This is a genomic window from Tenacibaculum sp. MAR_2010_89, from assembly GCF_900105985.1.
Lineage (GTDB): Bacteria > Bacteroidota > Bacteroidia > Flavobacteriales > Flavobacteriaceae > Polaribacter > Polaribacter halocynthiae.
The window spans coordinates 2,608,876-2,621,102 of sequence record NZ_FNUB01000005.1 but is presented as its reverse complement, the minus strand read 5'-3'; the positions used below and the strand labels follow the sequence as shown (position 1 = coordinate 2,621,102).

The 12,227-nt window shown below is 27.6% G+C and carries 12 protein-coding genes; 6 read left to right on the top strand and 6 right to left on the bottom strand.

Features of this window, described 5'->3' with window-relative positions:
* Positions 1 to 207 precede the first annotated feature (207 nt).
* Entirely contained in the window at positions 208 to 1,449 is a 1,242-nt protein-coding gene (locus BLV71_RS14985) for an exo-beta-N-acetylmuramidase NamZ family protein (RefSeq protein WP_093871328.1), read from the bottom strand.
* A 249-nt stretch (positions 1,450 to 1,698) separates the two neighbouring features.
* On the opposite strand from BLV71_RS14985, the gene BLV71_RS14980 reads away from it, so the two are divergent.
* Together BLV71_RS14980 and BLV71_RS14975 are read left to right on the top strand one after the other, a co-directional pair.
* Entirely contained in the window at positions 1,699 to 2,934 is a 1,236-nt protein-coding gene (locus tag BLV71_RS14980; protein WP_093871327.1) for an ABC transporter permease, read from the top strand.
* Positions 2,935 to 2,983: 49 nt separating this feature from the next.
* Entirely contained in the window at positions 2,984 to 4,342 is a 1,359-nt protein-coding gene (locus tag BLV71_RS14975; protein ID WP_093871326.1) for a pyridoxal-phosphate dependent enzyme, read from the top strand.
* A gap of 242 nt (positions 4,343 to 4,584) precedes the next feature.
* Here BLV71_RS14975 and lipA read toward each other — a convergent pair whose 3' ends face one another.
* The 5 genes from lipA to BLV71_RS14950 are packed head-to-tail and all read right to left on the bottom strand — an operon-like array spanning position 4,585 to position 8,649.
* Positions 4,585 to 5,454 carry a lipoyl synthase gene (gene lipA, locus BLV71_RS14970; protein WP_093871325.1) on the bottom strand — a complete coding sequence of 290 codons (870 nt, stop codon included), beginning with the start codon at positions 5,452 to 5,454 and terminating at the stop codon, positions 4,585 to 4,587.
* 44 nt (positions 5,455 to 5,498) lie between these two features.
* On the bottom strand, positions 5,499 to 6,716 hold the full coding sequence (locus tag BLV71_RS14965; RefSeq protein ID WP_093871324.1) for an Nramp family divalent metal transporter: 1,218 nt from the start codon (positions 6,714 to 6,716) through the stop codon (positions 5,499 to 5,501).
* 56 nt (positions 6,717 to 6,772) lie between these two features.
* Positions 6,773 to 7,336, bottom strand: coding sequence for an RNA polymerase sigma factor (locus tag BLV71_RS14960; protein WP_093871323.1), 564 nt, complete (start codon positions 7,334 to 7,336; stop codon positions 6,773 to 6,775).
* The gene (locus tag BLV71_RS14955; RefSeq protein WP_093871322.1) at positions 7,327 to 8,430 is read right to left on the bottom strand and encodes a glycosyltransferase; all 1,104 of its coding nucleotides are present in this window, start codon (positions 8,428 to 8,430) and stop codon (positions 7,327 to 7,329) included. The genes BLV71_RS14960 and BLV71_RS14955 overlap by 10 nt, the downstream gene beginning before the upstream one ends.
* 15 nt (positions 8,431 to 8,445) lie before the next feature.
* Positions 8,446 to 8,649, bottom strand: a complete 204-nt coding sequence (locus BLV71_RS14950) for a membrane or secreted protein (protein WP_093871321.1) — start codon at positions 8,647 to 8,649, stop codon at positions 8,446 to 8,448.
* 114 nt (positions 8,650 to 8,763) lie between these two features.
* Between BLV71_RS14950 and BLV71_RS14945 the strand changes: the two genes are divergently transcribed.
* From BLV71_RS14945 to BLV71_RS14930, 4 genes are read left to right on the top strand one after another with little or no spacing between them, the layout of a single operon-like run.
* Positions 8,764 to 10,068 carry a sulfatase-like hydrolase/transferase gene (locus BLV71_RS14945; RefSeq protein ID WP_093871320.1) on the top strand — a complete coding sequence of 435 codons (1,305 nt, stop codon included), beginning with the start codon at positions 8,764 to 8,766 and terminating at the stop codon, positions 10,066 to 10,068.
* Between the two features lie 6 nt (positions 10,069 to 10,074).
* Entirely contained in the window at positions 10,075 to 10,842 is a 768-nt protein-coding gene (locus tag BLV71_RS14940; RefSeq protein WP_093871319.1) for a YHYH protein, read from the top strand.
* Positions 10,843 to 10,853: 11 nt separating this feature from the next.
* Positions 10,854 to 11,423, top strand: coding sequence for a toxin-antitoxin system YwqK family antitoxin (locus BLV71_RS14935; protein WP_093871318.1), 570 nt, complete (start codon positions 10,854 to 10,856; stop codon positions 11,421 to 11,423).
* Entirely contained in the window at positions 11,407 to 12,093 is a 687-nt protein-coding gene (locus BLV71_RS14930; protein WP_176974415.1) for an SCO family protein, read from the top strand. The genes BLV71_RS14935 and BLV71_RS14930 overlap by 17 nt, the downstream gene beginning before the upstream one ends.
* The last annotated feature ends 134 nt before the right edge of the window (positions 12,094 to 12,227 follow it).

Here is a 12,227-nt window from a genome sequence, read left to right as displayed (position 1 = left end):
ACGATAAAAAAAAATAAACTCTATTTACTAAGAAGAACAGTTGTTTTATAGTATTTCTGAATAAGAAATAAAAGAAAGAGTATTGTAAATTTATAGAATTAATTACAAGCATATATTATGAAAATAAATAGCATAAAAAAAGAGGCCATTTATAACTTCTTTTTTTATGCTATTTAAAATATAAATCATTAATTTGTTTTAATGGAGTTACTTGTAAAGTAAATACTTAGTTCTAATTTTTTTAAAACTGTTTAATTCTTTTTTCCAAGAATCTCTGATTTTTTCTTCATTCAAACCATCTTCTATTTGCTTTTGCAGTAATTCAGTACCAGCAAGTTTTGTGAAAAATGGATTAAAGAATTTTTCTTTTTCACTAGTTTGTTTATAAGCTTTAAGCAGCCATTTTAATTGTAAACTAGATAAATATTCGGTTTCTTCTAGGTTTTCACCAAAGCATAATTTTTCTTTATGTTTTGGATACTTAGCACCTTCATTAGGTTGAGGTGTAAAACTAAAATTTAAATTTTTTAAATATGGAGACCCATAAATTTGAAATTGTTTATTAGTACCTCTACCTGCTGATACATTTGTACCTTCAAAAAAGCATAAACTAGGGTATAAGTTAATAGATTTTTGATTAGGTAAATTAGGTGATGGTTTTATAGGTAATTTATATTCAGTATTATGTGTGTAGTTTTCAAGAGGAATAACAGTTAAATCACATTTAATTCCATTTTTTAACCATTTCTCTCCATTAATCATTTTTCCGTACTCTCCAATAGTCATTCCATAAACAACAGGAACAGGATGCATTCCTACAAAGCTTTTATGTTTAGAACTTAAAACAGGTCCATCAATATAGTGAGCATTAGGATTGGGCCTGTCTAATATTATAACGGGAATATTTGCTTCAGTACATGCTTCCATTACGTAGTGTAATGTTGAAATATAGGTATAAAAACGAACACCAACATCTTGTATATCAAAAACAACATAATCAATGTTTTTTAATTGTTCGGAACTAGGCTTTTTATTTTTACCATATAAAGAAATTATAGGTAAATTAGTTTTAGTATCAATTCCGTCAACAATAACTTCACCAGCATCTGCTTTACCTCTAAAACCATGTTCAGGAGCAAAAACTTTTTTAACGGTAATAGTATTATAACTATGTAAATAATCAACCAAGTGTTGCGTTACGCTCTTTGATCCCATAACGTTTTTAGAAACTTCAGCACGCTGTAAAGTGGTAATTGTAGAAGTTTGGTTTGCAACAATAGCAATATTTTTGTTTTTTAAAATAGAAAGGTATAAATTAACTCTATCTGCTCCAATTTTTAAAGTTTCATCTTGTTTTTTTATTGGAGAATCTTTTTTCTGCTTTTGTTGGGCACAAGAAGTAAATTGTAAACAAAAAAATAAGAATAGGTAATTTATATAATGCTTCATTTAATGATATTTAAGAGTGAAATTAAAGCTTGTTTGTTATATTTTACAATATATTGTAGTTTCTTTTATTAATAATAAGACTTAGGCTTATTATTGAGTTTTTTTCAATTCTACTTAAGTTTCAAATATATGCGATTATTTCAATTTTTATTAATATAATAAAAGAAAGCTCTTCATTCAAGATAATTTTTATCAAAATCTTCAAAAATTATTAAGTACATTTGGTATACTTAAAAAAAATCATAGCTTTTGAATTTCGAGTTGTTTATTGCTAAGCGTATTGTAGCTGGTAAAGAGTATAAAAATAGTATATCATCTCCAATTATAAAAATTGCAACTATAGCAATTACTTTAGGGATAGCTATTATGTTAATTGCAGTATCAATAGGCTCTGGATTTCAGAAAAAAATTAGAGATAAAATGTCTGGCTTTAAGGGTCATGTTCAAATAGTAAACTATGATAATAATACATCAGATGTTTCAATAGTTCCAATTGATAAAAACCAAGATTTTTACCCTAAGTTTAAAAATATAGCGGGTATTAAAAATGTACAAACTTTCGCTAATAAGTTTGGAGTTATAAGAACTGCTAAAGATTTTGAAGGAGTAATTTTAAAAGGCGTTACAAATGATTATGATTTTACCTTTTTTAATGAATATTTAAAGGAAGGGCGTTTACCTAATTTTTCACTTGATAGAAATAGAGAGATTTTAATATCAGAGTCAATAGCAAAAAGACTGGAATTAACATTAAAAGATACTGTTCAAATGGTATTTAGTGTAGAAAATAGTAAAAGACCTTTTAAAATACGTAAGCCTGTAATTGTAGGTATTTATAATACAGGTTTTGAGCAATTTGATAAAACAATGCTTATTGGAGATATACGAGAAGTACAGAGGCTTAATAAATGGAAAAATAATGAAATAGGAGGTTTTGAAGTATTAATAGATGATTTTGATACCTTGAAAGAAAAAGGAAATGAAATTTATACATCAATAGGCTCAACTCTTAATAGTTCAACAATAGTAGATAGTTATCCTTTAATATTTAATTGGTTGAATATATTAGATAATAATGTTTGGGTAATTATTGGTATAATGATTTTAGTAGCTGGTATAAATATGGTTACTGCTCTTTTAGTATTAATATTAGAACAAGTACAAATGGTTGGTATATTAAAAGCTCTTGGTAGTTCTAATTGGAGTATTAGAAAGATATTTTTATATAATGCATCTTATTTAATATTAAAGGGGTTATTATACGGAAATATTATAGGATTAGTATTTTTGAGTATCCAAAAATACTTGAAAATAATAACACTCAATCCCGAAAATTATTATGTATCTACTGTACCCGTATCTATAGATTTTTGGTCTATTTTATTTTTAAACTTAGGAACATTGATTTTATGTTTTTTAATGTTAATAATACCATCATACATTATAACAAAAATTCAACCTTCAAAATCTATTAAGTTTGCCTAATTTGAGAAGAACTTTTTGTTTCTTTGCAATACAAAACTGATAACTTATAATGAATTACGCTAATAATATACTAGAAACCATAGGTAATACTCCTTTGGTTAAGTTAAATTCTGTTACCAAAGAAATAGATGCTTTGGTATTGGCTAAAGTAGAAACATTTAACCCAGGAAATTCTGTTAAAGATAGAATGGCCTTAAAAATGATTGAAGATGCTGAAGCAGATGGACGCTTAAAACCTGGAGGAACAATTATTGAAGGTACTTCTGGTAATACAGGAATGGGATTGGCATTGGCTGCTATTGTAAAAGGTTACAAATGTATTTTTGTAATATCAGATAAGCAATCAAAAGAGAAAATGGATATTTTACGTGCAGTTGGTGCTGAGGTAGTTGTATGCCCTACCAATGTTGAACCAGATGACCCTAGATCATATTATTCAGTATCTAAACGTTTAGGTGAAGAAACTCCAAATTCTTGGTATGTAAACCAATATGATAACCCTTCAAATGCAACAGCTCACTATGAGCAAACTGCTCCTGAAATATGGGAACAAACAGAAGGTAAGATAACTCATTTTGTAGTTGGAGTTGGAACTGGAGGTACAATTTCAGGAACCGCAAAATACTTAAAAGAAAAAAATCCTAATATTAAAATATGGGGAATTGACACTTATGGTTCTGTATTTAAAAAATATCATGAAACTGGAATTTTTGATGAGAATGAAATTTACCCATATATAACAGAAGGAATTGGAGAAGATATTTTACCTAAGAATGTTGATTTTAGCTTAATTGATGGGTTTACTAAAGTTACAGATAAAGATGCTGCTGTATATACTCGTAAGATAGCTAAAGAAGAAGGTATTTTCGTTGGTAATTCAGCAGGTTCAGCAATTAAAGGTTTATTACAATTAAAAGATGAATTTAAACCAGATGATGTTGTAGTTGTATTATTTCATGATCATGGTAGCCGTTATGTAGGTAAAATGTTTAATGATGATTGGATGCGAAATAGAGGATTTTTAGAAGATGAAGTAACTACTGCTGAAGACTTGATTAAGTCTCATATAGATAAGCCTTTAGTAACAATTCAAACTGAAGAATTAGTTTCACATGCAATTGAAAGAATGCGTGCATTTAAAATATCACAAATTCCAGTAAAAGATGTTAATGGTTTTGTTGGTTCTGTTGATGAATCAGCTTTGTTACATAGTTATTTGGAAGATAAGAATATTGCAGATAAACCTATTAAAGAAGTAATGGGAGCTATGTATCCTGTAGTTGAAAAATCGGCTTCTATTGATGAGGTTTCTAAACTAATTACTAAAGAAAACCAAGCGGTATTAGTAGATTTAGAAAATGGAAAGCATCATATAGTTACAAAATATGATATAATTAGTGCTATTTAATTAATAATTGAAAATATCAAAACAACGAAAAGCCCGCTCATTAGAGCGGGCTTTTGTTAATCAACTAATTCAAATAATTTACACAATGAAAACAAAATCTATTGTTTTACAAATATTGTTTTCCAAATTCTGTGCCAAAATTATAAATATTAAACTTAAAATTATTTGAAATTTATATATTTTACAATTAATTAACTTTTAAGTGTTAAAATGTTAAGAAATCTCTAATTTAATATTAGGTTTTAGCTTGCATGCTTATGAGCTTTATATGAAGAACGAACTAAAGCACCACTTTCAACATACATAAAGCCCATTTCTAAACCTAATGTTTCATATTTTTTAAATTGATCTGGAGTTATAAATTGTTTTACGGGTAAATGTTTTTTAGTAGGTTGTAAATATTGACCAATAGTGATAATATCTAAACCAACTCCACGTAAATCTTTCATTGTTTGAATAACTTCATCTTCAGTTTCACCTAAACCGAGCATAATACCAGATTTAGTTCTCATACCGCTATCTTTTAAATATTTTAAAACACCTAAACTTCTATCATATTTAGCTTGAATACGAACTTCACGTGTTAAACGACGTACAGTTTCCATATTATGAGAAACAACTTCTGGATGTACTTCAATAATTCTATCTATTAGTTTTTCATCACCTTGAAAATCCGGTATTAATGTTTCCAATGTAGTGTTAGGATTTGCTCTTCTAATTGCGTCAACTGTTTCAGCCCAAATTATAGAACCACCATCTTTTAAATCATCTCTATCAACAGAAGTTATAACAGCATGTTTAATACTCATTAACTTAATTGAACGAGCTACTTTTTCAGGTTCATCCCATTCTACAGTTTCAGGTCTACCTGTTTTTACACCACAAAAACCACAAGAGCGTGTACATACATTACCTAATATCATAAATGTAGCAGTACCTTCTCCCCAACATTCTCCCATATTAGGACAGCTACCACTTGTACAAATAGTATTCAGTTTATATTTGTCAACCAGTCCACGTAATTCCGTATATTTTTTACCTACAGGTAGTTTTACACGTAACCATTTTGGTTTTTTTGGTCTTTCAGGAAGTATAACCGATTCGTTTGCCATTCTTTCTTAAAATAATTTGAAGTACAAATTTACGAAGAAAAGATTTAGAAACTAAGTAAAAACCAAATACTAAATACAATAAGAAATACAATACCTGTAATACTTAGTATTTTTAACTCTTTACTAGGTCTATATTTTTCTGGAGTGTGTTTTCCAGTAATTAGTATATAGTTTAAGATAGCATAAAAAGGAGCAGTTAAAAAAGAAAGAACGGTTGCTATTTTGATGAGAAAGCCCATGTCAGCTAAAAAAAAGCGTAAAATAATATAAGTTCCAAGAGCTAGTATTAACATCCAAAACCAATAAGATAATTTATTTTTCTTTTTAAATAGGAGAGAGGAGGCTTTCGTCATAGCCCTTGGCGATGCATCTAAAGTTGTTAGTGTAGTGCTAAACATAGTTGTAAATGCTGCTACACCAATAAAGATATGTGCATAATCTCCTAAGTTTTTAGTATATAAATTAATTAACTGTGAAGCAAATACAGTTCCTTTACTAGAAAAAGTTTGACCCGATTTATACATTACCATAGCTCCTAGTATTACAAAACAAATGCCTAGAGAAAGTGTTCCTATATATCCTACATTAAAATCAAAAATAGCTTGTTTGGGTTTAATTTTTTGGTAAGTAGTTTTGTCTTTTTCAACCGACCAAAGAGAATGCCATATTGAAATATCTAAAGGAGCAGGCATCCATCCTAAAAATGCTATTAAAAAGGTAATTTGTGCAGTTCCTGAGGGAATAATTTGTGTAAAAGAAAAACCTTTATCTGTACTGAAAATAGCAACAGTAACAGCTATTAAAGTACTAATAGTCAAGATAACAATGATATATTTCATTAAGTTATCTAAAACTTTATACCTACCAATTAGTAAAATAGAAAAACTGATACATGTTATTATTGCTGACCACTGAACTAAGTCATTTGTAAAACCAAATAGATGTGAAGCTAAACCAGCAGTTACAATTGTTACAGCAGCTTGAATGGTAAACATTGTAGCAAAATTTAAAATATAATAGCTGATTAAAACTCCTTTACCTAACTTCCTGTAACCATCTAATAAAGTTTCTCCTGTTGCAGCAGCATACCTAGGACCATATTGAAAAAAAGGATATTTGAAAATATGCACTAACACTAATGCCCAAAGTAAGCCAAACCCGAATTCAGCTCCAGCTCTGGTAGATTGAACTAAATGTGAAACTCCAATTGCTGCACCAGCAAATAATAGACCTGGACCTAAAGAAGAAAATGTTTTTTTCATGATTTTCAGGGGGTTAAAATCACGATAAATGTAATTAAAAAATATTAAAACGTTATTTATGATTTTTTAATAATCTCTGCCAGTAATTTTTTAGCTCTAAGTAATTTAACTTTTACATTATTCATGGGCTCATCAATTTGTTCAGAAATCTCTTTATAACTTAGCTCTTGAAAATAACGTAAATTTATAACTTCTTGGTATTTAGGTTTTAACTGTTTGATATCTCTTAAAAGTTTTGCAAGGTTTTGCTCTGTAATAATTTTATCTTCTGGTGAAGGAGAATCATCAATTACATCAAAAGCTTCCGATTCTTTTTCAGTAGTTGTTTTTATTGAAATTGAAGCGTTTTTCTTTCTGATAAAATCAATAAAAACATTTTTAGAAATAGCTATTAACCACGTCTTAAACTGATATTCTTCATTAAAAGAGGAGATTTTATCAAAAGCTTTTGAAAAAGTTTGAATAGTTATGTCTTCTGCATCATTGTCATTTTCAGTTTTTTTTAATTGAAAATAATAAACACTTCCCCAAAAACTATCTAATAAAAAATTAAATGAAATTTGACTTCCTTCTTTAGCATTTTTAATATGCTTTAAAATTATTTCTTTATCTATTTCCAAGGTGTAGGTTTAGATATTCTATTAGTAAAAAATATAAAAATTAATGATATAACATAACAAACATCTAATATAGGTAAAAAATAAAGTAAGTTTTGTTCTTTTAACTTATTTATAGCTTTACCTATTATTATATATTGAATTAAGAAATAGCAAATTATAAAAGGTATTGTTACTAGACATTTTTGAATTAAAAAGTATATAAAAAGGGAATAAAAAATAACCTTAGTGATATTAAAAAAAGATAATAAAAAACGATTTCTTAATGAATAATGAGAAAAGAGTACTGTTTGTTTTCTTTGTTCTACAAAATAATCTTTTAGTGTAATAATACTTTGTTCTTCAACAAAACTAGTATAAGATGTTGAAATATTAGTATTTATTGAATTAGAAATATCTTTTAGAAGTAAATCACTTTCACCTAAATGAATTTTTATATGGTTTATAAAGCCATTAACTTTAAAAAAATCATTTTTAGTGTAAGCAAAATTATTTTGATATGCTTTGAAAGGACTTCCAAATTTAGCATATGAAAACATTTTTAATGTTGTGAAAAAATTAGCATAACGAAAAAACATATTACTAAATGAATATTTTTTAAAGGCTAATTTTTTATGACCAATAACAATTGTTTTATTAGAATGTAAACATTTACTCATTTCATGAATCCAATCATTAGAAACGGTTTTTCCATTTATATCAAAAAAAAGTAAATGATTATTACTTGCAGCTTTTATAGCTAATGTAATCGCATATTTTTTGTTTCCCCAAAAAGCTTCTTTGTTTTCAACATTAACAATTTTTATAGTATTGTTTTCTTGCTGAACTTTTTCCATAAAATCTAAACTATTATCAGAAGAAGCATGATTGATTAATACAATTTCAAAATCATCATAATTTTGATTAATTATAAAAGGTAAATTTTTTTTTAGTTCATCAGTATTATTCTTTGTATAAATAATAACTGAAACAGGTTTGTTGGTTGAAGTTGTTATTTTTTTTTGTTTGCTAAAAGCAAAAAAAGAAAAACATAAAAAATAAATAACCTGAACAACTGTAACCGCTACAAAAATGTAGAATAGTACAGTAAATACCATGGAAAAAAGAGATGTTTAGTTATGTTCTGGCTCGCTACAAGTATCAAATTGATCTGGTGTTTTACCACAAAATCCACAAGCTTCACCACTTTCATTAAGCATCGGATTTTGACTTGCACAAGTACCAGCAAACTCTCCATCTTTTTTAGCCCATATTTTGATAGCAATTCCTGCAAAGGCAATTGCTAACAATCCGATTGTAACAAAAATTAACTTCATTCTAAAGAAATAATAGATTTAAAAATGCAAAGATACTAAAAGTACTAATCAAATTATCTTAAAACTTTTTTAAACTATTTTGTAAATTAAGGGTCATATAATAAAAGTAAAATTATGAAGTTAAAATTCCACTTTATTTTTCTAACAGTATTAATAAGTTTTTTTGCTTGTAGTTCTGATCAAGTTATTGATTCTGGAGGACAAACAAATAATAATAATAGCCCTAACATCTTACTTATTATAGCTGATGATATGGGATTAGATGCTACACCAGGTTTTAATGTAGGAACAGTTAAGCCTAATATGCCAAACTTACAAAGCATGATTAATACCGGAATACGGTTTACAAACTTATGGTCATATCCAACCTGTACACCAACTAGGTCAAGTATCCTAACTGGTAAATATGGTTTTAGAACAGGAGTAATGGAAGTTGATGATGTATTACCCACCTCTGAAATTTCATTACAACAATATTTAAAAGATAAAAATAGTGGTCATAGTAATGCTGTTATTGGTAAGTGGCATTTATCTAAAGATGCCTCTCATCCAACTCAAATGGGTATAGATTATTATGCTGGTCTTTTAAATGGAGGAGTTCAATCATATACTAATTGGAATTTTACCAGTAATCAAAACACAAATGCTTCTACAGAGTATACAACAACTAAGTTTACTGATTTAGCAATTGATTGGGTAAAACAACAAAATCAGCCTTGGTTTTTATGGTTGGCCTATAATGCACCACATACTCCTTTTCATTTACCGCCAAATAATTTGCATTCTCAAGGAAATTTACCTTCTGATCAGGGAAGTATAGATGCTAATCCATTACCATATTATATGGCTATGATTGAAGCAATGGATAGCGAAATAGGAAGGTTATTGAATTCTATGACTCAAGACGAAAAAGATAATACAGTAATTATTTTTATAGGTGATAATGGTACTCCAGGAGCAGCAGCACAAGATTATAGAACACAAAGAGTAAAGGGAACTTTATATCAAGGAGGAGTGAATGTTCCAATGATTGTTTCTGGTAAAAATATAGGAAGATTTAATGAAGTAGATGAAAATTTATTAAACACTACTGATTTATTCGCTACTATAGCTGATATAGCAAATACTGGAACTAATGAATTAAATGATAGTAAAAGTTTTAAAGAGTTATTATCAAGTTCTTCAACTACTAATTTTAGAGGATTTACATATACTGAACATGGTAAAACTTCTGGAAATGATGAATATACTGTCAGGAATCTGACGCATAAATATATAAAGTTTACTAATGGTGATGAAGCTTTTTATAAGTTAAGTAATGATTTTTTTGAGAGAACAAATTTGTTAGATAGTAGTTTAAGCACAAATGATCAGAAAGAGTTAGATGAATTAAAAGAATTTTTAAATAATTTAAAATAATAAAATATGAAGAATTATAAAATAATGATGTTGCTTTTTGCTTTTTTAAGCTTTGGTTGTAGTTCAGACGAAGATAATTTAGATTCAGGAAATGACCAATCAACAAGTGATACAGTATATGATATTAGAAGTATAGTTAGTAAATTTGATAATATTGATGGTGTTACCTATAGTATAAATGGAGATTTTTTAGAAATTACAACGAATGGTTTACCAGATCATAAGAGCCCGTATTGGGAGCAAGGAAACGTTATGTATGAAGCATATAATGGTACCAATCCTAATTGGAATAAAAACCCAAATACTATTCAAGCTCAAAATATAACATTTAAAATTCCTTTGTATCCAAAAGAAGCAACTATAAAAGAAGCAACATCATTAGGACCAATAGGTATATCTTTAAATGGAGTAGCATTTTTTAATCAATATGCAGGTCCTAATAATCAGCCTTTAACCAATGAAATTAATTCATTTGATCAATATTTAGGACACCCTCAAAATAGTGGACAGTATCATTATCATATAGAGCCGGTATACCTAACAAGTAAGTTAGGGAAATCTAGTTTTTTAGGTTTATTAGCTGACGGTTTTCCAGTTTATGGGCCAGAAGAAAATGGTGGTACAATTACGAATTCAGATTTAGATGATTATCATGGACATGTTTCTGTAACCCCTGATTTTCCTAATGGAATTTATCATTATCATATAACTTCTGATGATCCTTATTTAAATGGTAGTGGCTATTATGGTACACCAGGAAATGTTTCTCAATAAATTAAAGTTTAATGAAAAAAAATATTTTCATATTTCTAGTGTTTATAGGTTTTATTTCTTGTAAAAATGTAAAGGTTAATAATGAAGTTATTTCATTTCAAAAAGAACTTTTTTCTATGAAGAATGGAGTGTTAAATTATAAAAATACTCCATTTACAGGAACTATGTTTTTTTACGATAAAATAAATAAAACAAACAATTTTACAACTTATGAAAATGGGAAAAAGCATGGAATTGAAATAAAAAATTATGAAAATAATGTATTAGCTGAACAACGTTTTTATACAAAAGGAAACAAATCAGGTATTCATAAATCATGGTGGAGTGAAAGTCAATTAAAATTTGAATATCATTTTAATGATGTTGGAGAGTATAATGGAGAGGTAAACGAATGGTTTAAAAATGGTCAACAACTTAAGGCATTTAATTATAAAAATGGGAAAGAAGAAGGTTCACAAAAAATGTGGGAATTAAATGGAAAAATAAGAGCAAATTTTGTTACTAAAAATAGTGATAGGTTTGGTTTAATAGGATTGAAGAAATGTTACACTGTAAATACAACAAATGAAAATTTCAAATAAAAGAGTAAGACTAGAAAATTTAATAGGTGTGTTATTATTTATTGTTTTTATTTTAATGGTAATTTCTTGTAAAAAAGAAAAGAAAGTAAATAAAGAAATAACATTACCTTTTTTTAACTCATCATTATTTACACCTGAATGGATTTCTAAAGAGAGCGAGAGGTATAAAAGTATTCATAGCATTCCAAATTTTAATTTGATTAATCAAGATGGTAAAGATGTAACAAAACAAACCTATGAAGGCAAAATATATGTAGCAGACTTTTTTTTTGTTAGTTGCCCAGGAATATGCCCTGTTCTTGAAAAAAACATGAGCATTTTACAAGAAGAATTTAAAAATGACAAAGATGTTTTATTGTTATCACATACTGTAATGCCTTCAAAAGACTCTGTTAGTGTTTTGAAAAAATATGCTGAAGATAATAATGTTATATCTGGTAAATGGAATTTAGTTACAGGAAATAAAGATCAAATATATAATTTAGCAAGAAAAGCATATTTTGCTGATGAAGATTTTATTAAAACAAAAGATGAAAATGCATTTGTACATACAGAAAACTTTGTTTTAATAGACAAAAAAGGTAGAATAAGAGGAGTTTACAATGGAACTTTGGGGTTAGATACTAAAAGATTAATAAGACATATTAAAATGCTAAAAAAAGAAAGTTAATTTATATATTAGTGACCGATTAAAAAAAACTGTGTCATATAAATAGTTTAACCCCTTAAAAATAGCATAATGAATATCTTAATTAAAAATATTAAAACTTTTTTCAACTCTTTTTTTACAAATAGAAATTTACA